This window comes from Aggregicoccus sp. 17bor-14, assembly GCF_009659535.1.
Taxonomy (GTDB): domain Bacteria; phylum Myxococcota; class Myxococcia; order Myxococcales; family Myxococcaceae; genus Aggregicoccus.
Map to the genome: position 1 here is coordinate 17,815 of NZ_VJZZ01000010.1, position 21,160 is coordinate 38,974.

Annotated in this window: 17 protein-coding genes; 7 read left to right on the top strand and 10 right to left on the bottom strand. The window is 72.6% G+C overall.

The window, feature by feature from the left end; all coding sequences use genetic code 11:
- Positions 1–199 precede the first annotated feature (199 nt).
- Complete coding sequence (sthA, locus tag FGE12_RS19165; RefSeq protein WP_194798072.1) at positions 200–1,615, top strand: Si-specific NAD(P)(+) transhydrogenase; 1,416 nt, start codon at positions 200–202, stop codon at positions 1,613–1,615.
- 20 nt (positions 1,616–1,635) lie between these two features.
- On the opposite strand, the gene FGE12_RS19170 is transcribed toward sthA, so the two are convergent.
- Genes FGE12_RS19170 through FGE12_RS19185 form a run of 4 tightly spaced genes read right to left on the bottom strand, consistent with a single transcriptional unit; the run spans position 1,636 to position 3,336 of the window.
- Positions 1,636–2,055 (bottom strand): DUF1801 domain-containing protein, encoded by a 420-nt coding sequence (locus FGE12_RS19170; protein ID WP_153867969.1) that lies wholly within the window; start codon positions 2,053–2,055, stop codon positions 1,636–1,638.
- Complete coding sequence (locus FGE12_RS19175) at positions 2,052–2,456, bottom strand: DoxX family protein (protein WP_153867970.1); 405 nt, start codon at positions 2,454–2,456, stop codon at positions 2,052–2,054. The genes FGE12_RS19170 and FGE12_RS19175 overlap by 4 nt, the downstream gene beginning before the upstream one ends.
- 2 nt (positions 2,457–2,458) lie before the next feature.
- On the bottom strand, positions 2,459–3,025 hold the full coding sequence (locus FGE12_RS19180) for an SRPBCC family protein (protein ID WP_153867971.1): 567 nt from the start codon (positions 3,023–3,025) through the stop codon (positions 2,459–2,461).
- Positions 3,022–3,336, bottom strand: coding sequence for a helix-turn-helix transcriptional regulator (locus tag FGE12_RS19185; RefSeq protein ID WP_153867972.1), 315 nt, complete (start codon positions 3,334–3,336; stop codon positions 3,022–3,024). The genes FGE12_RS19180 and FGE12_RS19185 overlap by 4 nt, the downstream gene beginning before the upstream one ends.
- 194 nt (positions 3,337–3,530) lie before the next feature.
- Here FGE12_RS19185 and FGE12_RS19190 point away from each other — a divergent pair, with 194 nt between their 5' ends.
- The gene (locus FGE12_RS19190; RefSeq protein WP_153867973.1) at positions 3,531–4,052 is read left to right on the top strand and encodes a hypothetical protein; all 522 of its coding nucleotides are present in this window, start codon (positions 3,531–3,533) and stop codon (positions 4,050–4,052) included.
- A gap of 49 nt (positions 4,053–4,101) precedes the next feature.
- On the opposite strand, the gene FGE12_RS19195 is transcribed toward FGE12_RS19190, so the two are convergent.
- Positions 4,102–5,535, bottom strand: a complete 1,434-nt coding sequence (locus tag FGE12_RS19195; protein ID WP_153867974.1) for an aldehyde dehydrogenase family protein — start codon at positions 5,533–5,535, stop codon at positions 4,102–4,104.
- An 8-nt stretch (positions 5,536–5,543) separates the two neighbouring features.
- Complete coding sequence (locus FGE12_RS19200; RefSeq protein WP_153867975.1) at positions 5,544–7,178, bottom strand: acetolactate synthase large subunit; 1,635 nt, start codon at positions 7,176–7,178, stop codon at positions 5,544–5,546.
- 100 nt (positions 7,179–7,278) lie between these two features.
- On the opposite strand from FGE12_RS19200, the gene cynR reads away from it, so the two are divergent.
- Together cynR and FGE12_RS19210 are read left to right on the top strand one after the other, a co-directional pair.
- A complete protein-coding gene (gene cynR, locus FGE12_RS19205; RefSeq protein ID WP_153867976.1) occupies positions 7,279–8,163 on the top strand; it encodes a transcriptional regulator CynR in 885 nt (294 codons plus the stop codon).
- Between the two features lie 187 nt (positions 8,164–8,350).
- Positions 8,351–9,898: a sorbosone dehydrogenase family protein gene (locus tag FGE12_RS19210; protein WP_153867977.1), complete on the top strand. Its 1,548-nt coding sequence runs from the start codon at positions 8,351–8,353 to the stop codon at positions 9,896–9,898.
- A 67-nt stretch (positions 9,899–9,965) separates the two neighbouring features.
- On the opposite strand, the gene FGE12_RS19215 is transcribed toward FGE12_RS19210, so the two are convergent.
- Positions 9,966–12,380, bottom strand: a complete 2,415-nt coding sequence (locus FGE12_RS19215) for an ABC transporter permease (protein WP_153867978.1) — start codon at positions 12,378–12,380, stop codon at positions 9,966–9,968.
- A gap of 102 nt (positions 12,381–12,482) precedes the next feature.
- A complete protein-coding gene (locus tag FGE12_RS19220; protein ID WP_370459070.1) occupies positions 12,483–13,844 on the bottom strand; it encodes an ArnT family glycosyltransferase in 1,362 nt (453 codons plus the stop codon).
- Between the two features lie 103 nt (positions 13,845–13,947).
- Here FGE12_RS19220 and FGE12_RS19225 point away from each other — a divergent pair, with 103 nt between their 5' ends.
- The gene (locus FGE12_RS19225; RefSeq protein ID WP_153867979.1) at positions 13,948–16,002 is read left to right on the top strand and encodes a thioredoxin domain-containing protein; all 2,055 of its coding nucleotides are present in this window, start codon (positions 13,948–13,950) and stop codon (positions 16,000–16,002) included.
- A gap of 6 nt (positions 16,003–16,008) precedes the next feature.
- Here FGE12_RS19225 and FGE12_RS19230 read toward each other — a convergent pair whose 3' ends face one another.
- Both FGE12_RS19230 and FGE12_RS19235 read right to left on the bottom strand, forming a co-directional pair.
- Entirely contained in the window at positions 16,009–16,491 is a 483-nt protein-coding gene (locus FGE12_RS19230) for a peptidylprolyl isomerase (RefSeq protein ID WP_153867980.1), read from the bottom strand.
- A 115-nt stretch (positions 16,492–16,606) separates the two neighbouring features.
- Positions 16,607–18,676, bottom strand: a complete 2,070-nt coding sequence (locus tag FGE12_RS19235) for a PAS domain-containing protein (protein ID WP_153867981.1) — start codon at positions 18,674–18,676, stop codon at positions 16,607–16,609.
- A gap of 125 nt (positions 18,677–18,801) precedes the next feature.
- On the opposite strand from FGE12_RS19235, the gene FGE12_RS19240 reads away from it, so the two are divergent.
- Together FGE12_RS19240 and FGE12_RS19245 are read left to right on the top strand one after the other, a co-directional pair.
- Positions 18,802–19,290: an NUDIX hydrolase gene (locus tag FGE12_RS19240; protein ID WP_228530931.1), complete on the top strand. Its 489-nt coding sequence runs from the start codon at positions 18,802–18,804 to the stop codon at positions 19,288–19,290.
- A gap of 109 nt (positions 19,291–19,399) precedes the next feature.
- The gene (locus FGE12_RS19245) at positions 19,400–21,085 is read left to right on the top strand and encodes a GMC oxidoreductase (protein WP_153867982.1); all 1,686 of its coding nucleotides are present in this window, start codon (positions 19,400–19,402) and stop codon (positions 21,083–21,085) included.
- Positions 21,086–21,160: the final 75 nt, after the last annotated feature.

The window sequence follows — 21,160 nt, forward strand, 5'->3', positions numbered from 1 at the left end:
GCCGCCGGTCTCCCTGCGCGCGCTCATCAGTCCAAGCTGATGCCGCGAGAGCAATGCTTGGACGCGAGTCATTGCAAGTGGGCGTGCCACACGACTGCAAGGCTCCCTCACGGTAGTCGACGTGCGGCGCTAAGCGCGGCGCCGCCAGCCCGCGAGCGTGTTAGAGGCCCGTCTAGGCGTCATCGAGAGAGGAGTTCGCGTGGCTGCGCAGAACGTTGCGGACCGGGAGCACGACGTCGTCGTCATCGGCAGCGGCCCCGGAGGGGAGGGCGCCGCGATGAAGGCGGCGAAGAGCGGGCTCTCCGTGGTGATGGTGGACCGCTACCTCTACGTGGGTGGCGGCTGTACCCACTGGGCCACCATCCCGAGCAAGGCGCTGCGGCAGTCCGTGCGCGAGGTGCTCGAGTTCCGGCGCAACCCGCTCTTCGCGGAGCTCTCGGACAACGCGCAGTTCACCTTCCCGCAGCTGCTCCAGGCGGCCAACCGCGTGGTGCGCAAGCAGGTGACGATGCGTCGCGACTTCTACCTGCGCAACCACGTGCCCGTGCTGCACGGCACGGGGCGCTTCGTGGATGCACACACGCTGGAGGTGACGGGCGAGGACCGGGCCGCCACGTTGCTGCGGGCGAAGGCCTTCGTCCTCGCAGTGGGCTCGCGTCCCTACCGGCCCGCGGACGTGGACTTCACCCACCCGCGCATCCGCGACAGCGACACCATCCTCGGGCTGAACGACACGCCGGGCATCATCACCATCTACGGCGCGGGCGTGGTGGGCTGCGAGTACGCGTCCATCTTCCGCAGCCTCGGCGTGAAGGTGAACCTGGTGCACAGCCGCGACAAGCTGCTCGACTTCCTCGACGACGAGATCATCGACGCGCTCAGCTACCACCTGCGCGAGCTGGGCGTCGTCATCCGCCACAACGAGGAGTACACGAAGGTGGAGACCACGCCCCACGGCGTCGTTCTGCACCTCAAGAGCGGCAAGCGCATCAAGAGCGACGTGCTCCTGTGGGCGCAGGGGCGCAGCGGGAACACGGACCTGCTGAACCTGGAGGCGCTCGGCGTGAAGCCCAATGGCCGCGGGCAGCTCAAGGTGGACGCGCACTACCGGCTGCCCGAGCAGCCGCACGTCTATGCCGTGGGAGACGTGGTGGGTGCGCCCAGCCTCGCGAGCGCGAGCTACGACCAGGGGCGCTTCGCGGCGACGCATCTCACCGACCCGAAGACGGACTTCCAGCTCGTGCAGAACATCCCGGTGGGCATCTACACCTCCCCGGAGATCTCCTCGCTCGGGCGCACCGAGCGCGAGCTCACGGCGGCCGGCGTCCCCTACGAGGTGGGCCACACGCCGTTCCGCAGCCTTGCCCGCGCGCAGATCACCGGTAACACCGTGGGCATGCTCAAGCTGCTCTTCCACCGCGAGACGCTCGAGCTGCTGGGCATCCACTGCTTCGGAGACCAGGCCTCGGAGATCGTCCACATCGGCCAGGCCATCATGAGCCAGAAGGGCGGGGCGAACACGATCGAGTACTTCGTGAACACCACGTTCAACTACCCCACCATGGCCGAGGCCTACCGCGTCGCCGCGCTCAACGGCATGAACCGCTTGTCGTGAGCGCGGGGCGGGGGCGACGCTCAGGCCCTCGCCTTGCGCGCAGGCTTCGCCTTCTTCGCGCCATTGAGCGCTGCCGCTTCGCGCACGAGCGACTTGAACGCTGCTGCGTCCACCTTCTCGCCCTCGCGGATGTCGATGGCGCGGCGCGCGTTGCCCTCGAGGCTCGAGTTGAAGAGCTTCGAGGGGTCGGAGAGAGAGGCGCCCTTGAGGAAGGTGAGCTTCACCACGCTCTTGTAGGACTCGCCGGTGCAGAGGATGCCGCCGTGCGACCACACCGGCGTGCCCATCCACTTCCACTCCTCGACCACGTCCGGAACGGCGTCCCGGATGAGCTTGCGCATGCGGGCCAGCGTCTCCCCGCGCCAGTCGCCGAGCTCGGCGATGCGCTGCGAGATGAGCTCCGAGGCCGACGGGGCTTCGCTCGAGACGGTCTTCTTCATGCGCCCACCGCGAGGGCGGGGGAGGAGGCGGGCGCGGCCTCGAGGCGGCGCCAGCAGGCGTACGAGACTGCCCAGAGCACGCCGGTGCCCACGGCCCAGCCCCACGACTGCGGCCCGTCACCCACCGCGAAGTGCGCAATGAGCGCGGAGACGAGGCAGATGGCGAAGCCCGCGTAGGCCCACTCCTTCAGGCGCGCAGGCACGGGCGCGAGCAGCACCGCAATGCCGATGAACTTCGCCCACGAGAGCTCCTCGCGGAAGTAGCCGGGGAAGCCGAGGTGGGTGAAGGCCTCCGCCACCTGCGGCAGCGCGAGCTGCGCGTATGCGGTGAATCCAATCTGCAGGCAGAAGAGCGCGGTGACGGTCCAGTAGGCGGCGCGAACGGCTTTGCTGGGGGGCATGATCAGGTCCTCGGGAAAGGGGGAGAGGGCTGCGTGGAGAGACCGAACTGTGCTGCGTACTCCTTGTGCAGGCGCTGCCAGCCGTCGAACTTGAAGGCGTCCATGCCGACGAGGCGGCCGAGGGGCTCTCCGGCGAGCGCGTGCTCGAGCACGTCGAGGCAGATGTGCCAGCCCGCGGCGCCCATGGCGATGAAGCCGCGGTCGATGTTGTGCCAGAGCGTGAGCCGCGTGCCCGCCTCCGCCGTCGGCTCGAGCTCCCAGCGCATGTCCTGGCTGCCCCAGGTGACCTCGAGCACGCGGGGGGCGTCTGCCCGCTTCACGCGGCTCTCCATGACCTGCGGCGTCGGAGTCCCGACGGTGGTGAGGTTCACGCTGCCGGTCGTCACGAGGCTGCGGTCCGAGTCATAGGGCGCCCACTCGCGCAGGTGCTCGGGCTGGGTGATCGCCTCCCACACGCGCTCGGGCGGGTGGCGCAGGTCGCGCACGAGCACCAGCGTCCACGCGTCTCCGTCCTTGCGGATCTCGGCACCGGAGGCAGCCCCCGGCGCGTATCGCTCACGTCTGATCATCGCTTCTTCTCCATCTTGTCGAGGTGACGCTCCAGCGCGTCCACGTGCTTCGACCAGTAGCGCCGGAAGGGGATGAGCCAGGCATCGATCTCCATGAGGGGCTCGGGCCGCAGGCGATAGAGGCGCCGCTGCGCCTCGACGCGCGCCTCCACGAAGCCCGCCTCGCGCAGCACCCGCAGGTGCTTGGAGACGGCGGGCTGCGAGAGCTGCAGCTCCTGCTCGAGCTCCCCCACGGAGCGCTCCGAGGAGAGCAGCAGCCCGAGAATGGCGCGCCTCGTGGGCTCGGCGACGATGGTGAACGATGACTCCATGGCCCGTATATAACCATCGGGTTATATACCTGTCAAGGCATGTTGGCGCCATCGGGCGACTTTACGTGTCGTGTGGTTGTGTTTACCACCCGTGAATATGCCCAGCGGGCCCCCGTCGAGTCGGGACGTCCGGACGGGGAGGGGCAGCAGATGACCTCGTCGGCCGGCGCTCCCCGTTGCTCCCGAGGCCTTCCGTGAACGCACTCTCCCGTTGCCGCACGACTGTCCTGCTTGCCTCTCTCGTCGCCGCGCTGACCGCTTGCGGCGGCAGCGACGACCCGCAGGACCCGGCAGAGCAGGGCTCGGACAACGCCTCGATTCTCGGCACCAACGCGGCCACCTTCGCCGAGGCGAACGAGACGGGTAACAACACCGAGGCCACCTCCGAGGCGACCAGCTACACGCTCGACGCCAATGGCCTGCGCATCTCCGGCAAGTTCGAAGCGGGCACGCCGAGCACCGACTACTTCCGCTTCCACATCGGCACCGGCACCCGTCTCGACGTCCAGGCCTTCGTCGACGGCGTGAAGCAGACGCAGGAGACCACGCAGGCGCGGCTCACCATCAACGCCCTCGTGGACGACGGCTACTCCACGCTCACCGGCTACGGGAAGTTCATCAACGCGGGGCTGCCGGTCGCGAACCGCGACTACGTGATCGGCATCAGCGGCAAGGCGGGCGCGAGCTACACGCTCGAGCTCAGGGCCGCGCAGTAGCTTCTTCGGAAGGGAGGATGGCCCCGGCAGCGCGAGGCCATCCTCCAGGTCACGCCTGCCGCAGCACCAGCAGCCGCGTCTCGGTCATGTCCTCGATCGCGTAGCGGATGCCCTCGCGCCCCAGCCCCGAGCCCTTCACGCCGCCGTAGGGCATGGTGTCCACGCGGAAGCTCGGCACGTCGCCCACGACGACTCCGCCCACCTCGAGCTCGTCCCACGCGCGCAGCGCCTTGGTGAGGTCCTGCGTGAACAGGCCTGCCTGCAGGCCATAGCGCCCGGCGTTCAGCTCGGCGAGCGCCGCGTCGAAGTCGTCGAAGGGCTGCAGCAGCAGCACCGGCCCGAAGGCCTCCTGCGCGCTCAGCGGCTCGTCGGCTGGCACGCCCTCGAGCACCGTCGCCTCGAGCAGCGCGCCCTTGCGCCCGCCACCCGCGAGCACCCGCGCCCCGCGCGCGACGGCCTGCGCAATCCAACCCTCCAGCCGCCGCGCCGCCGGCTCGTCGATGAGCGGCCCCAGCGTGGTGGCCGCATCCCGGGGATTGCCCGCCCGCAGCGCCTTCGCGCGCGCGACGAGCTTCTCCTTCAGCGGCTCGTAGAGCGACGCGTGCACGAGCACCCGCTGCACCGAGATGCAGCTCTGCCCCGCCTGGAAGAAGGCGCCGAGCGCGATGCGGTCCGCGACGAAGTCCAGGCGCCCCTCCTGGTCGCGGTCCACGATGCAGGCCGCGTTTCCGCCCAGCTCCAGCACCACCTTCTTGCGCCCCGCGCGCGCCTTGAGCTCCCAGCCCACCTTCTCCGAGCCGGTGAAGGACAGGAGCTTCAGCCGCTCGTCCTCGATGAAGGGGCCCACGTCCTCGAGCCGCGTGGGCAGCACGGAGAAGGCGCCCTCGGGCAGCGCGGTCTCCGCGAGCACCTCGGCCATCAGCAGCGCCGTCACCGGCGTGCGGTCCGAGGGCTTGAGCACGAAGGGGCAGCCCGCCGCGATGGCCGGCGCCACCTTGTGCGCCACCAGGTTGAGCGGGAAGTTGAACGGGGTGATGAACGAGCAGGGGCCCACCGGCACCCGCTGCGTGAAGCCGCGGTAGCCCGCACTGCGCTGGGAGACCTCCAGGTTCAGCACCTCGCCCTCGATGCGCACCGCCTCCTCGGCCGCGGCCTTGAAGGTCTCGATGAGGCGCGTCACCTCGCCGCGCGCATCGCGCAGGGGCTTTCCCGCCTCGATGCAGAGCGCGAGCGCGAGCTCCTCCGCGCGCTCGCGAAAGCGCCGCACGCAGTGCTCGAGGATCTCCTGCCGCGCGTACGGAGCGAGCTTGCGCATGGGGACAGCCGCGCGCACGGCCGCGGCGATGCCGGCCTCCACGGCTGCGGCGTCCGCCACGGCGACGCGGGTGACCACCTCGCCCGAGTACTTGTCCGTGACGGGGAGGTCGGCGTTGGGCTGCACGGGCCGGTTGGCCAGGTAGTACGGGTAGCGTTCTGCGAGCATGGGCATCCTCACTGTTCCTGGGTGTCGAGCGCGGCGCCGAGCGCGCGCGCGTTGTCCGAGTAGTCGATGGGCAGGTCGATGACGTTCACGCCGCCCTGCTCGAGGCAGCGCGCGAGCAGGGGCCCGAGCTCCGCGGCGCTCGAGGGGCGGTGGCCGCGCGCGCCGTACGCCTCGGCGTAACGGACGAAGTCCGGGTTGCCGAGCTCCATCCCGAAGTCCGGCAGCCCCATCTGGCCCTGCTTCCAGCGGATCATCCCGTAGCCGTCGTCGCGCACGACGATGACGGTGAGGTCCAGCTTCAGGCGCACCGCCGTCTCCAGCTCCTGCGAGTTCATCATGAAGCCGCCGTCGCCGCAGACGGCGAGCACCTTGCGCCGCGGGTGCACGAGCTTCGCGGCGATGGCGGACGGGAGCCCCGCGCCCATGGTGGCGAGCGCATTGTCGAGCAGCAGCGTGTTGGGCCGGCGGCAGCGGAAGTAGCGGGCGAACCACAGCTTGTACATGCCGTTGTCGAGGCAGACGATGCCGTCGTCGGGCAGGGCGCGCCGGACCTCCGCGACGAGCCGGGCGGGGTAGATGGGGAAGCGGTCGTCACGGGCGCCCAGCGCGAGCTGTGCATCCAGCGCCGCGCGCGCCTTCTCGAAGGGGGCGAAGTCCCAGTGCGCGCGCGGGCCCAGCCCCTCGGCGATGCGCCACACCGCGTTCGCGATGTCGCCCGTCACCTCCACCTGCGGGAAGTACACCGGGTCCACCGCGGCCGGAGAGAAGTTGAGGTGCACCACCTTGCGGCGGCCCTCGCGCATCACGAAGGGGGGCTTCTCGATGACGTCGTGGCCCACGTTGACGATGCAGTCCGAGGCCTCGATGGCCCGGTGCACGTAGTCCCCGTCGGTGAGCGCGGCGGTGCCCATCCACAGCGGGTGGCCCTCGTCCACCACGCCCTTGCCCATCTGCGTGCTGAAGAAGGGCATGCCCACGCGCTCCACGAAGGCGCGCAGCATCTCGGAGGTGAGCTTGCGGTTCGCGCCCGCGCCCACCATCAGCAGCGGGCGGCGCGCCGAGGCGATGGTGTCCACCGCGAGCGCGATGGAGGCCTCGTCGGCGACGGGGCGGCGGTGGGCGCTCGGGGGCAGGGGCGCGGCCTCGGCAGACTCGCGCGCCACGTCCTCGGGCAGCTCCAGGTGGGTCGCGCCCGGGCGCTCCTCCTCGGCGCGGCGGAAGGCCTCGCGCACCGCCGAGGGCACCTGCTCCGCGGACACCAGGGTGCGCGTGAGCTTGGTGAGCGGCTTCATCATCCCGACCACGTCGACGATCTGGAAGTGGCCCTGCTTGCTCGCCTTGATGGGCTTCTGCCCCGTCACCATCACCATCGGCATCGCGCCCAGCTGCGCGTAGGCCGCGGCGGTGACGAGGTTCGTCGCGCCGGGGCCCAGCGTCGCGAGGCACACGCCCGCCTGGCCGGTGAGCCGGCCCCAGGTCGCCGCCATGAAGCCCGCCGCCTGCTCGTGGCGCGTGACGACGAGCCGCATGTTGGCCGCCCGCATGGACTCGAGCAGGTCCAGGTTCTCCTCGCCCGGCAGGCCGAAGACGGGCCGCGTGCCCTCCGCCTCCATCGCCTTCACGAACAGGTCTGCTGCCTTCATCGCGTGTCCTCTCTTTCGCTGGAGAAGATCTAACCGGGGGCCGTGATTCGTCCATTCGTTTGATTCCATCGCATCGATAGACAGTGCCTATGATGGTGGCATGGAGCTCCGCCACCTTCGCTACTTCACGGCCGTTGCCGACACGCGGCACTTCGGGCGCGCTGCGCGCAGCGTGCACGTCTCGCAGCCCACGCTCTCGCAGCAGATAAAGCAGCTGGAGGAGGAGCTGGGCACGCCGCTCTTCGAGCGCGCGCGCACGGGCGTGCGCCTCACGCAGGCGGGCGAGCTGTTTCGCACCTACGCCTCGCGCGCGCTCGAGGACGTGGACGCGGGGAGGGTGGCGGTGGGCGCGCTGCGCGGGCTCGCCACCGGCGCGCTGCGCGTGGGCTACCCGCCGAGCATGCGCGGCATCGTGGTGCCCGCGCTCGCCACCGTGCTGCGCCGCCACCCCGGCCTCGCGCTGAGCGCCGAGGAGGGCGTGGTGCGGCGCGTGGAGCGGCGGCTCGCGGATGGCAAGCTGGACGTGGGCCTCGCGTACGCCCCGCCGCGCTCGCCGGACCTGGACGCGGAGCCCATCTTCGACAGCCGCCTCGCGCTCGTCGTGGCCCGGGGCCACGCGCTCGCGGGGGCGGAGTCGGTCAGCGCGAAGCAGCTCGCGCGCGAGTCCTTTGCGCTGCTCTCGCGCGGCCTGCGCGTGCGCGGCCGGGTGGACGCGTACTTCGCGGCGACCCGCATTGCGCCGCGGGTCACGCTCGAGTCCAACGCCGTGGGCACCGTGCTCGCCATCGTGCGCGCGGGGCTCGCCGTCACCCTGCTCCCCGAGCCGCACCTCACCGATGCCGAGCGCCTGGTGGTGAAGCGGCTCTCCCCTGCGCCGCGCACGGAGCTGGCAGCGCTGGTGTGGCGCAAGGGCGCGCCGCGCACGCCCGCGGCCGAGGTGTTCGCGGAGGCGGTGCGCGCGCGGGCGAGGGAGGGGAGGGGCTGAGCCTGCTCGGGCGCTGGGCCGCAACGGAGGGAGCGTCCGTCCTCCCACCGACCATCACCGTGTAGTTCGGGGCACAGTGCTCGCACCCTGGCGCAAGTGGGGTGTCGGCCACCCGCCGCCACCTTTGTCCTACGTGACCACCTGTGGAGGGGGGCGCGAGGGCTACGGGCCCGGAAGGAACTGGAAGATGGTGCGCAAGGGACTGCTCACGGGGGCCGTGCTCGGCCTCGTGGGAGCGGTGGCGGTGGAGGCGCGGGCGGCGCAACAGCAGGATGCACAGGTGCAGGCGGCGGAGGAGGGGGCGGGAGACGAGGCGCAGGCCAAGAAGGTGCTGGATGCGCTCCCAGGGGTGCTGCGCGGCACGCTGCGGGTGCGCACCGAGACGGTGGCCACCGGGATGACTGCCCCCCTGCTCGGTGCGGCGGCCCCCGGGGTGCCCGGGAGCCTCTTCGTGGTGGACCAGGTGGGCGTGCTGTGGCGCGTGGACCTGTCCAGCGGAGCGAAGGAGGTGTACCTGGACGTGCGCGACCTGCTGGTGAAGGTGGGCATCGCGGCCATCGGTGGGTACGACGAGCGGGGGTTCCTCGGGCTCGCGTTCGACCCCCAGTTCGAGACCAACGGGCTCTTCTACACGTACACCTCCGAGCCGGTGAGCGGCGACGCCGACTTCACCTTCCCGAAGGTGGGCGCGACCTGTGAGAAGGCGCCCTCGAGCCTCGCACCGGACCACCAGAACGTGCTGCGCGAGTGGCACGTGGCGAGCCCCACCGACGCGGCGAGCCGCCCGGACGCCACCAGCCGCGTGCTGATGCGGGTGGACTGGGGCAACTACAACCACAACGGCGGCATGCTGCAGTTCGGCGGGGACGGGCTGCTCTACGTGTCGCTCGGGGACGGCGGCGGAGAGGACGACCAGACCTGCCAGCTCAACGGCGACGGCAAGGCGACCATCGGCCACTCGCCCCTGGGCAACGGGCAGGACCCCACGCTCGTCTACGGCAAGCTGCTGCGAATCGACACGCGTGGCACCTCCTCGGCGAACCGCCAGTACGGCGTGCCCAGCGACAACCCCTTCGTGAGCGCGAGCGCGCTGGGTATCCGGCCGGAGATCTACGCGCTCGGGCTGCGCAACTTCTGGCGCTACGCGTTCGACGCGCCCAGCGGCCTGCTCATCGGCAACGACGTGGGACAGGGCGCCATCGAGGAGGTGGACGTCATCCGCGCCGGCGGAAACTACGGCTGGCGGCTGAAGGAGGGCACGGCGCTCTTCGACCCGCAGGCCTTCCTCGCCACGCCCGAGGGCGAGACGGACGGCACCCCGGTGGAGCTGTCGCCGGGCTACCCCGCGGCCGTGGTGGACCCGGTGGCGGAGTACGGCCACCAGCACCGCACCACGAACCAGGGCAGTGCGAGCATCGGCGGCTACGTGTACCGCGGCAGCGCCATCCCGGAGCTCGCCGGCCGCTACGTGTTCGGCGACTACTCGGCGGACGAGAGCAAGGCGGAGGGCCGCATCTACATGCTCGACCAGACCGTGGACCAGCTGGGCACGGGAGAGCAGACACCCACCCCGTCCACGCGCGCCCGGGTGGTGAACCTCACCTCGCGCCCGCTGGACATCTTCGTGGAGGGCTTCGCCCGCGATGCGAGCGGCGAGCTGTACGTGATGGGCAACCGCATGGGCATCCCCAAGGGGAAGACGGGCGAGCTGCGCCGCCTGGTGCCCGTGCGCTGAGGCGCGCACGCGTGGCGCGCGCTCGACCGAAGCTCGAGGGGGCGGCTGGCTGCAATGCCCGCCTCCCTCAGGCCGAACGCAGGGCCACGGCCGGGTCCACGCGGGTGGCCCGGCGCGCAGGTGCGTACGCGGCGACGAGCGCCACGGTGAGCAGCGCGCCCGCGATGGCCAGGTACGTCGCCGGGTCCCTCGGGCTCACGCCGAACAGCACGCTGGAGATGAGGTGGGCGAGCCCCAGCGCCGCCACCGTGCCGAGCGCCACGCCCGTCCCCGCGAGCCGCAGGCTCCCCCCCAGCACCTGCCGGCGCACATCCCCTGCGCGCGCGCCCAGCGCCATGCGCACGCCCATCTCGTAGGTGCGCTCGCTCACCGAGTAGGACACGACGCCGTAGACGCCCACCGCCGCGAGCACCAGCGCCACGAGCGCGAACGCGGCCAGCATCCGCCCCGCCACCCGCTCGCCGGCGATGGCGTCGTCGATGACCCGCGCGTAGGTGCGCACCTGGGAGGCGGGTACCTCGGGGTCCAGCTCCGCGAGCAGCGCGCGCACCTGCGGCGCGAGCGCCAGCGGGTCTCCTGCCCGTGCGCGCAGCACCAGCGACACCGTGTCCTCCTCTGCCAAGCCTTGCGCGAGCGGGCGCAGCAGCTCGGGGCGCGGCAGGGTGCGCAGCTGCCGGCCGCGAAGGTCCGTCACCACGCCCACGACGAGGTGGGGCACGTTCTGCGGCCCGAGCAAGAGCTGCTTGCCCAGGGGGTCCTCGCCGGGAAAGACGCTGCGAGCGAAGGCCTCGTTGACGAGCACCACCGGCGGCGCGCCCGCGCGGTCGCTCGCGGTGAAGGCGCGCCCGGAGACGAGCCGGACGCCTAGCGCCTCCAGGCCTCCCGGGCTCGCGAGGCGGAACTCCGCGGCGGGCTGCTCGGTCGGGGGCAGCAGGGGCCGGCCACCCACGTTGTAGCCGCGCGTTTGATAGGAGCCGCCGAGCGGCAGCCGCGAGAGCGCGCCGGCCCGCTCCACGTTGGGCAGTTGCTCGAGCCGGGGCAGCAGCTGCTCGAGGAACTGCTCCCGGGCCTCGGGCCGCGCATAGCGCGGACCGCCCAGCCCCACCTGCAGCGTGAGCAGGCCGCGCGGCTCGAAGCCCACGGGCGCCGAGCGCATCTGCACGAGGCTCTGCATCAGGAGCGCGGCGCAGGTGAGCAGCACCACGGAGAGCGCCACCTCGGCCACCACCAGGGCGCCGCGCAGGCGTCCCCCGGAAGGGTCCGTACCGCCCACCGCGCGCAGGGCCTTCTGCGGGTCCACGCGGCTCGCGCGCAGCGCCGGCAGCAGGCCGAACACGAGCGTGGTGAGCAGCGTGAGCCCCGCCGTGAAGGCCACCGCGCGCCCGTCCACCGCGGCCGCGAGCCAGCCGGGGATGGCGGCCGCGCGCTCTGCGGGCACGCTGTGCACCACCAGGTCCACGCCCCAGCGGGCGAGCAGGAGCCCCAGCGCGCTGCCGGCGGCCGCGAGCAGGAGGCTCTCGGTGAGCATCTGCCGCACGAGCCGCCCCCGGCCCGCCCCCAGCGCGGCGCGCACGGCGAGCTCGCGCTGCCGCAGGCTTCCGCGCGCGAGCAGCAGGTTCGCCACGTTGGCGCACGCGATGAGGAGCACCAGCCCCACGGCCGCGGAGAGGAGGACGAGGAAGATGCGCGCGTCGCCGAGGAACTGCTCGCGCGGGTGCTCGAAGGTGACGCTCCAGCCGGCGTTCGTCTCTGGCCGGGCCTCCTCCACGCGCTTGCTCGCCGCCTTCGCGAGCTGCAGGGCCTGCGCGTCCGTCAGCCCCGGCTTCAGGCTCCCCAGCGCGAGCACGCTCCCGGCGGGCGCGGCGAGCTGCTCCGCGGTGAGCGCGAGGGGGACCCACACCTGGGTGCCCGGCGGGTACTGCGCATCGCGCGGGAGCACGCCCACCACCGTGCGCGCCACGCCCTCCACCGTCACGCTGCGCCCCAGCACCCCGGGGTCCGCGCCGAAGCGCCGCACCCAGACGTCGTGGCTGAGCACCGCCACGCCGTCGTGTCCCGCCACGTCCTCCTCGGCGGTGAAGAAGCGCCCGAGCTCCGGGCGCGCTCGCATCAGCCCGAAGAGCTGCGGGGTGGTGAAGGTGACGCGCGCGCGCTCGGGCTCGGCTCCGAGCCGCACGGTGGAGTCCCCGAAGCCGTACGCCGCGAGGCTCTCGAAGGCGCCGCTGTCGCGCCAGGCGGCGTACTCGTACGGGGTGGCCTCGTCCTCCTCGAGCCCGCGCGCCGCGTTCACCCCGAACAGCTCCACCACGCGCGCCTCCCGCGGGAAGGGGAAGGCCTTGAACCACAGCGAGTCGATGATGGAGAAGATGGTGCTGTTGGCGCCCACCCCCAGGGCCAGGGTGAGGATGGCGGCGAGGGCGAAGCTGCGGGCGCGGGCGAGGCTGCGCAGCGCGTAGCGGGTGTCCTGGACGAAGGCGTTCATGGGAAGGCTCCGGGTGGCCTGGACTTGCTGCCACCTGCTCGCCCACGAACGAGCCCACGGGCGATTGCATCGCCCTCCGGTACGCCCCTCAGGAACGAGCCCTCAGGGCCCGCGCAGCCCCACCAGCCGCCAGACGCGGAAGGTGTGCACGCGCCGGCCCAGGTACTCGGCCGGCAGCGCCACGGGACCCTCCACGCGGCCGAAGCGCGCGGTGAGGGAGGCCGGGGGCTCCTCGTACTCGCTTACCCAGAGCGCGTCCTGCCCCGCGCTCAGCGGAGGCTCGGGCCAGAGGTCGTACTGGCTCACCCGCCCCTCGGCCACGCTGGTAGGCACGTGGGCGTAGTAGGCGACCTGGCTCGCCAGCTGGTAGCTCGGCGTCCACACCATCGAGGGCAGCGCATCCGGGGCGCCGGGAAAGAGCAGCTCCGGGTCCGCGAGCCGCTCCAGCGTGCGCCAGCCGTGCGCGCGCGAGAGCAGCACGTCGCGCTCCGGACGCACCACGGGGAAGAGGACGTGGCTCGCCCCGCCGAGGGTGATGAGCAGCGCGCCCAGGCCGGCGGCGAGCTGCCAGCGCCGCGAGGCCCCCGCGAGCCCCACGCACGCGGCCACGTACGCCATGCAGGGCCAGTTCGCCTCGCCGCGCGTGCGCAGCGCCGCGAGCCCGAAGGCCGCGAGCGGCACCAGCGCCGCCGCGCGCAGCAGCCGCTGCTCCTTCGGGCCGCGCAGCCCCCACGCGAGCGTGAAGAGGAAGAGGCCGGGCCCCGCCATCCCCACCTGGCCCAGGAGGAACTCGCCGAAGGTGGCGAGCCCGCCGCGCCCGCCCAGCCCGTGCTTCAGCTGGAAGCCGAAGCCCACCCAGCCGTGCTGGGCGTTCCACAGCACCACGGGCAGGAAGAGCAGCGCGCCCAGGCCCAGCGTCGCCCAGATGCCGCGCGGCAGGCGCCGCTCGCGCGCGGCCACGCACAGGTAGGCCGCGCCCAGGAGCAGCGCCGGGTACTTCGCGAGCATCGCGAGCCCCGCCGCGAGCCCCGCCAGCACCCAGCGCTCGTGGTGCAGCGCCCACAGGGTGAGGGCCCAGAAGAGCAGCAGCGGCGTGTCCGGCGTCACCCACACGCCCGCGAGCACCGCCGCGGGCACCACGCTGTAGAGCGCCGCGGCGCGCAGGCCCGCCGCGCCCGAGCCGTACACGTCCCGCGCGAGCAGGCCCACCACGCCCACGGTCGCCGCGCCGCACAGGAGCGCCCCGGTGCGCACGCCGAGCGCCGCGATGAGCCAGGCCACGAGGGGCGGGTGGTCGAAGTAGCTCCAGTCCAGCGCCTGCGCCCACTGCCAGTAGTAGGCCTCGTCGAAGTAGAGGTCCGTGCCCGCGCTCAGCGCCACGCGCACCAGCGCCGCCAGGCCCAACAGGGCCAGGAAGACGCCCTCCGTGGGGCGCCGGGACGGCAGGGAGGCGGCGGGGTGCACGCGAGGCGGGACAATGCTCAGCCTCCCGGGTGTTGCCTAGAGGGAATCGCCCGCCGCGTTCGCTCCCAGGGAGGGCTCGCGGGAGGGTTAGCCTGGTGCGCCCATGAACCGCCTCGCCCACGAGCCCAGCCCCTACCTGCGCCAGCACGCCGACAACCCCGTGGACTGGTACCCCTGGGGCGACGAGGCGCTCGCGCTCGCCCGGCGCGAGAACCGGCCCATCCTGCTGTCTGTGGGCTACTCCGCCTGCCACTGGTGCCACGTCATGGCGCACGAGTCCTTCGAGGACGCGGACACGGCACGCCTGATGAACGCGTACTTCGTGAACGTGAAGGTGGACCGCGAGGAGCGCCCGGACCTGGACCAGCTCTACCAGGGCACCGTGCAGCTGATGGGGCAGGGCGGCGGCTGGCCCCTCACCGTGTTCCTCACCCCGGACCTGCGCCCCTTCTTCGGCGGCACCTACTTCCCTCCCGACGACCGCTACGGCCGCCCCGGCTTCAAGAAGCTGCTCGAGGCGCTGCACCAGGCGTGGAACCTCAAGCCCCAGGAGGTGGAGCAGCAGGCGGCCTCCTTCCGCGAGGGGCTGGGCGAGCTCGCCACCTACGGCCTCGATGCCGCGCCCAGCGCACTGCAGCCCTCCGACGTCACGGCCGCAGGCGCCAAGCTGCTCGAGCGCGTGGACCCGGTGCACGGCGGCTTCGGCCGCGCGCCCAAGTTCCCCAACCCGATGAACGTGGCGGTGCTGCTGCGCGCGTGGCGCCGCTCGCGCGACCCCGCGCTCAAGGACGCGGTGCTGCGCACGCTGGAGAAGATGGCGCAGGGCGGGCTCTACGATCAGCTCGGCGGCGGCTTCCACCGCTACTCCACCGACGAGCGCTGGCTCGTGCCGCACTTCGAGAAGATGCTCTACGACAACGCGCAGCTGCTGCACCTCTATGCAGAGGCCGAGCAGGTGCAGCCGCGTGCGCTGTGGCGCAAGGTGGCCGAGGAGACGGTCGCGTACGTGCGCCGCGAGATGACCAGCCCCGAGGGCGGCTTCTACGCGACGCAGGACGCGGACAGCGAGGGCGAGGAGGGGCGCTTCTTCGTGTGGCGCCCGAGCGAGATCGCCATCGTGCTGCCCCACGAGCGCGCCGAGCTGCTGATGCGCCACCTGGGCGTGACGCCGCAGGGCAACTTCGAGAACGGCACCAGCGTACTCGAGGTGGTGGTGCCGGCCGAGCAGCTCGCCCAGGAGCGCGGCGTGGACGTGGCCCACGTGGAGCGCGAGCTCTCCGAGGCGCGCGCGCTGCTCTTCGCCGCGCGCGAGCGGCGGGTGAAGCCGGGGCGCGACGAGAAGATCCTCGCGGGCTGGAACGGCCTGATGATCCGCGGCCTCGCGCTCGCCGCGCGCGTGTTCGCGCGGCCCGACTGGGCGGAGCTCGCCTGCGGCGCCGCCCACTTCGTGCTCGCGCAGATGTGGGACGGCGAGCGTCTGCACCACACGCACCAGGAGGGGCGTGCGCGCATCGAGGGTTTCCTCGAGGACTACGGCGGCATGGCGTCAGGGCTCACCGCGCTCTACCAGGCGACCTTCAACCCCCGCTACCTCGAGGCCGCGGAGGCGCTCGCCACCCGCGCGGAGGCGCTGTTCTGGGACGAGCGCCAGCAGGCCTACCTCTCGGCGCCCCGCGGGATGAAGGACCTGGTGGTGGAGACCTACTCCATCTTCGACAACGCCTCGCCCTCCGGCGCCTCCACGCTCGCCGAGGCCCAGGTGGCGCTCGCGGCCCTCACCGGGCGCCGCGTGCACCTCGAGCGCGCGGAGCGCTACCTCTCGCGCATGCGCTCGCAGCTGCAGCAGAACCCCATGGGCTACGGCCACCTGCTGCTCGCGGCCGACAGCTTCCTGGACGGGGCCGCGGAGCTCACGCTCGCAGGCTCCCGCGAGGCCGTGGCGCCGCTGCTCGCCACGGCCAACCGCACCTACGCGCCCACCGTGGCGCTGGGGCTCAAGGACCCCTCGGCCCCCGTGTCCGCGCTGCTGCGCGAGGGGCTGGAGGGGAGGGATCCGGTGCACGGCCGCGCGGCCGCATACCTGTGCCGCCACTTCGCCTGCGAGCCGCCGGTGCTGGAGCCGGCGGAGCTGGCCGCGCGGCTCGCCTCCGTGCGCTGACGCGCTTCAGTGCTCGTGGCCGGGCGCGTGGGAGTGCCCGTGCTCCTTCTCCTCCGCCGTGGCGGCGCGCACCTCGCGCACCGTCACGTCGAAGTGCAGGGTCTTGCCGGCCATCGGGTCGTTGAAGTCGAGCACCACCTTGTCGCCCTTCAGCTCCTTGACGAGGAAGTCCACCTCGTCGCCGTCCGGGTCGGTGCCGGTGATGATGCCGCCCACCTCGAGCTCGAGGTCCGCCGGCAGCTCCGAGCGCGGCACCTCCTCCACGCTCTCCGGGTCGTACTCGCCGTAGCCGTCCTCCGGCTTCACCACCACCTGCAGCTTGTCGCCTGCGGCGTGGCCCTCGAGCGCGCGCTCCAGGCCGGGGACGATCTCCTCGTAGCCGTGCAGGTAGACGAGCGGATCGCCCGGCTCGCTCGCGTCGACGACGGCGCCGTCTCCGAGGTGCAGGCGGTAGTCGAGGGTGACGACGGTGTCCTGGGCAATCTTCATGGGGGCGGCTCCTTCGCGAGAAAGGGCGCACACTGCCTGCGCGAGCGCCCGCACTCAACCGTTCCTTTGCCCCGCGTGGGCCGCCGCCGCGGCGCCCGGAGCACGAGCGGGCGGGCTACGCCTGGGCGGGACCGGACGCGCCGCCCGGCGAGAGCACGGGCAGCTCCACCACGAAGCGCGCGCCCTCGCCCACGGCGCTGTGCACCTGGATGCGGCCCTCGTGCGCCTCCACGATGTGCTTGGCGATGTGCAGCCCCAGCCCCAGGCCGCTCACCCCGGTCGCGGCCGCCAGGCGCTCGAAGCGCTCGAAGACGCGGTGCTGGTGCTCGGGCGGGATGCCGGGCCCGCGGTCCTGCACCTCGAGCAGCGCGCGGTCGCCCAGGGCCTGGGTGCTCACGGTGAGCGGCGCCCGGGGCGCGTACTTGAGCGCGTTGGTGAGCAGGTTCGCGAGCACCTGCTCGAGCCGGTCGCGGTCCCACTGGCCCACCAGTCCCGGGGTGAGCTTCAGCTCCAGCGTGTGCCCGGCCTCGGTGAGCTGCTGCTCGAAGCGATCCACCACGTCGCGCGTGAGCTCGCTCAGGTCCACCGCCTCCCGCTGCATCTGCAGCCGCCCGGTGGCGATGCGAGAGATGTCCAGCATGTCCTCCACCAGGCGGCTGAGCCGGTCGATGGAGCGCTCGGTCTGCTCCACCAGGCGGCCCACGCGCTCGGGGGCGAAGGCGGCGGGGTCCTGCGCCTGGATGCGCTTGCGCATGTGCTGCGCGAGCATCTTCATGGAGGTGATGGGCGTGCGCAGCTCGTGCGAGGCGATGGACAGGAAGGTGTCGCGCGAGCTGATGGCCTCCTGCGCGCGCTGGAAGAGCCGCGCATTGTCCATGGCCACGGCGACCTGCCCGGCGAGCCCCTCCACCAGCCGCTCCTCGCGCGCGGTGAACACGCCCACCTGCGGGTGGCCGAAGAAGAGCCCGCCGATGACCTCGCCCGAGCGCGAGGTGACCGGCACCGCGAGGTAGCTGCGCACCGGCAGGTGCCCCTCGGGCATCCCGCGGCGCGGGTGGTTCTTGCCGTAGCGCGGGTCCTTCGTGATGTCGTCGCTGCGGATGGTGCCCTCGCCCTGGAAGGTGGGGGCGAAGACGGCGGTGTTGCGCGGCATCGGGAACTTGCTGAACGCCTCGCGCGGCACGCCGGAGAGCGTGTAGAGCATGTAGCTCTCTCCCTGCGCGTTGAGCACGTTGTAGAAGAAGGCCCCGAACGCGGCGCGGCTCAGCTGCGTGCCCGCATCCGTCACCCGCTGTACCAGCTGCTCCAGCTGCAGCTCGGCGCCGATGGCCTGCCCGGTGCTGTTGATGAGCTCCAGCGTCTGCAGCGACTCGTGCTTCTCCAGCAGCGTCTGGCGCAGCGACTCCTCGAGCTGCTGCTCGGCCGTGACGTCCAGCGAGATGCCGTCGAAGCGCTGGGGCTGGCCCTGCGCGTCGCGCGTGAGGCGGCCCGAGGTGCGCAGCCAGCGCAGGGGCTGGCCCTCCCCCGGCTGCACCCGCACCCGCAGCTCGTAGGGCTCGCCGTCCTCCAGGGTGCGCCGGCCCGCCTCGCGCACGCGCTCGCGGTCCTCCGGGTGCAGGCGTGCGACGAGCTGCTCGGGGGTGACGTCGCCCTCGGGCGGCAGCCCGTGCTGCGCGCGGAACACGGCGTTGCAGGTGACGGTGCGCAGGGGCAAATCGCAGTACCAGAGCCCCAGCCCCGCGCTGCTCACCACGTGCTCGAAGCGCTCCTGCTGCGTGCGCCGCGCGTCCACGTTGGTCAGCGTGCCCACCATGCGCGCGGGGCGCCCGGTGTCCGGATCGCGGTGGGCGCGGCCGAGCGACTGCACCCAGTGCACGCTGCCGTCCGGCCAGCGCACGCGGTACTCGTGGCGGTAGGGGGTGCCCTCGCGCACGCTCGCCTCGACCTGCGCCTGCACGCGCGCGCGGTCCTCCGCGAGCACCCGCTCGAGGAAGTCCTCGCGGCAGCGGCCGGGGAAGCGGCCGTCCGCGTAACCGAAGTGCTGGGCGCAGCGCGCGTCGAGCGTGACCGCGTCCGTGGCGATCTCCCACGCCCAGGTGCCCAGGTCCGAGAGCTCGAGGGCGAGCGCGCGGCGCTCGGGCTCGGAGGGGGGCGGGTGGGGCGGGGGAGGGGAGCCGGGGAACATCGCGGCACCTGACCTGACGGGGGCCCACGCGTCAACCCTCCTGCCTCGGCAGCCCCCTGTCCGGATGCTCGCCTCTCAACGCCTGGCATTGCCCCTGCGCGCCGGGGGGGTTAAGCCGCACCCCCATGCCCCGCCCCGCCTTCCTCACTGCGCTGCCCCAGCACGTCTCCGGCCTCATGCACGAGGTGATGCGCCACCTGCTGCGCCGCCCGGTGGTGGGCATCTGCGCAGTCGCTCGCACACCGGACGGGCAGGTGCTGCTCGTGCGGCGCGGGGACACCGGCGGCTGGGCGCTGCCGGGCGGGACGCTGGAGTGGGGCGAGACGCTGGCGGACGCGCTCCCCCGCGAGCTCGCCGAGGAGGCCGGGGCGCGGGTGCTGCGCGTCGGAAGGGTGACGGGCGTGTACTCCCGGCCGGACCGCGACTGGCGCTTCCACGCGGTCAACGTCTGCGTGCTGGCCGAGGTGGCGCCCGACTTCACGGGGGCGAAGAACGCGCTGGAGATCCGCGAGGTGCGGCTCTTCCCGCCCGACGCGCTGCCCAGCCCGCTGAGCATGGGCCACGACGACCTCCTCGCGGACGCGCTGCGCGGCGGAGACCCGGTGCTCGAGTAGCGCCGCGCCCCCCTGCACTCCGGGGTCCGCCGGGCTATGAGAGAGGGCGGGCTGCGGCACGCGCGCGCGCGCTATCCTGCGCGGGCAGCCCTCTTCCGGGAGACCCGCGATGGCGTTCGACTACGACGTGCTCATCATCGGCAGCGGCTTCGGCGGCAGCGTGAGCGCGCTGCGGCTGACGGAGAAGGGCTACCGCGTGGGCGTGCTCGAGGCGGGGCGCCGCTACACCCGCGACAGCTTCCCGAAGACGAACTGGGACGCGAAGAACTTCCTGTGGATGCCGGCGCTGGGGATGCGCGGCTTCCAGCGGATGACGCTGCTCAAGGACATCCTCGTGCTCAGCGGCGCGGGCGTCGGCGGCGGCAGCCTCGTCTACGCGAACACGCTCTACGAGCCGCTCGAGCCCTACTACCGCGACCGGCAGTGGGCCCACATCACCGACTGGCGCGAGGAGCTGGCCCCGCACTACGCGCAGGCCAAGCGCATGCTGGGCGTGACCGAGACGCCCTTCACCACGCCCGCGGACCGGGTGATGCAGCACGTGGCGAAGGAGCTGGGGGTGGAGGGGAGCTACCACGCGACGCCCGTGGGCGTCTTCTTCGGCAAGCCGGGCGAGCGCGTGAAGGACCCGTACTTCGGTGGCGAGGGGCCCGACCGCGTGGGCTGCACGCGCTGCGGCGGCTGCATGGTGGGCTGCCGCGTGGGGGCGAAGAACACGCTGGACCAGAACTACCTCTACCTCGCGGAGAAGCGCGGCGCCCAGGTGCACCCCGAGCGCGAGGTGGTGGACGTGCGGCCGCTGCCCGAGGGCGGCTACGAGGTGGTCACCCGCCGCCCCGGCGCCTGGCGCGACGCGCAGGAGCGCACCTTCCGCGCCGAGCAGGTGGTGTTCAGCGCGGGGGCGCTGGGCACGCTGAAGCTGCTCTTGCAGCTGCGCGCGGCAGGGCGCCTCCCCGCGCTCTCGCCGCGCCTGGGCGAGCTCACCCGCACGAACTCCGAGGCCATCGTGGGGGCGAGCGCGGGAGGCCACGACACGGACTACAGCGACGGGGTGGCCATCACCTCCTCCATCCACCCGGACGCGAACACGCACATCGAGCCGGTGCGCTACCCGCGCGGCAGCAACCTGATGGGGATGCTCTCCACGCTGATGGTGGACGGGGGCGGGCGCGTGCCGCGCTGGCTGCGCTTCGTGGGCACCATCCTGCGCCACCCGCTCTCCTTCCTGCGCTCGCTGTCGGTGCGCCGCTGGAGCGAGAAGAGCATCATCCTGCTGGTGATGCAGAGCCACGACAACTCGCTGCGCCTGCGGCTGAAGCGGGGGCTCTTCGGCGCGAAGCTGACGACGGAGCAGGGCCACGGCGAGCCCAACCCCACGTGGATCCCGGTGGCGAACGAGGCGGCGCGCATCGCGGCGAAGAAGATGGGCGGGCGCGCGTACGGCTCGTGGTTCGAGGCGCTCTTCAACGTGCCGACGACGGCGCACATCATCGGCGGCTGCCCCATCGGGGACTCGCGCGAGACGGGCGTCATCGACCCCTACCACCGCGTGTACGGCCACGCCGGGCTGCACGTGGTGGACGGCTCCGCGGTGACGGCGAACCTCGGCGTGAACCCGTCGCTCTCCATCACCGCGCTCGCCGAGCGCGCGCTCTCCTTCTGGCCGAACAAGGGAGAAGCGGACCTGCGCCCGCCGCTGGGCAGCCCCTACCGCCGCCTCGCTCCCGTGCCGCCGCAGCGTCCAGCGCTGCCGCCGTCCGCTCCGGCAGCGCTGCCTGCCGCCGCACAGGGCTGACGCGAGTCCTCGCTTCGCCACGTTTCCGCCCATGGGCATGGCCCGTGCTCATGAGATGCGCGGGCCATGCGCCTT

Excerpts from the sequence above, each read along its gene's own strand:
- FGE12_RS19170 (WP_153867969.1), bottom strand. The coding sequence starts at position 2,055 with ATGAAGAAGACCGTCTCGAGCGAAGCCCCGTCGGCCTCGGAGCTCATC.
- FGE12_RS19180 (WP_153867971.1), bottom strand. The coding sequence starts at position 3,025 with ATGATCAGACGTGAGCGATACGCGCCGGGGGCTGCCTCCGGTGCCGAG.
- FGE12_RS19230 (WP_153867980.1), bottom strand. The coding sequence starts at position 16,491 with ATGAAGATTGCCCAGGACACCGTCGTCACCCTCGACTACCGCCTGCAC.
- FGE12_RS19225 (WP_153867979.1), top strand. The coding sequence starts at position 13,948 with ATGAACCGCCTCGCCCACGAGCCCAGCCCCTACCTGCGCCAGCACGCC.
- FGE12_RS19245 (WP_153867982.1), top strand. The coding sequence starts at position 19,400 with ATGGCGTTCGACTACGACGTGCTCATCATCGGCAGCGGCTTCGGCGGC.
- FGE12_RS19215 (WP_153867978.1), bottom strand. The coding sequence starts at position 12,380 with ATGAACGCCTTCGTCCAGGACACCCGCTACGCGCTGCGCAGCCTCGCC.
- FGE12_RS19235 (WP_153867981.1), bottom strand. The coding sequence starts at position 18,676 with ATGTTCCCCGGCTCCCCTCCCCCGCCCCACCCGCCCCCCTCCGAGCCC.
- FGE12_RS19200 (WP_153867975.1), bottom strand. The coding sequence starts at position 7,178 with ATGAAGGCAGCAGACCTGTTCGTGAAGGCGATGGAGGCGGAGGGCACG.
- FGE12_RS19185 (WP_153867972.1), bottom strand. The coding sequence starts at position 3,336 with ATGGAGTCATCGTTCACCATCGTCGCCGAGCCCACGAGGCGCGCCATT.
- FGE12_RS19240 (WP_228530931.1), top strand. The coding sequence starts at position 18,802 with ATGCCCCGCCCCGCCTTCCTCACTGCGCTGCCCCAGCACGTCTCCGGC.
- FGE12_RS19195 (WP_153867974.1), bottom strand. The coding sequence starts at position 5,535 with ATGCTCGCAGAACGCTACCCGTACTACCTGGCCAACCGGCCCGTGCAG.
- FGE12_RS19175 (WP_153867970.1), bottom strand. The coding sequence starts at position 2,456 with ATGCCCCCCAGCAAAGCCGTTCGCGCCGCCTACTGGACCGTCACCGCG.
- cynR (WP_153867976.1), top strand. The coding sequence starts at position 7,279 with ATGGAGCTCCGCCACCTTCGCTACTTCACGGCCGTTGCCGACACGCGG.
- FGE12_RS19210 (WP_153867977.1), top strand. The coding sequence starts at position 8,351 with ATGGTGCGCAAGGGACTGCTCACGGGGGCCGTGCTCGGCCTCGTGGGA.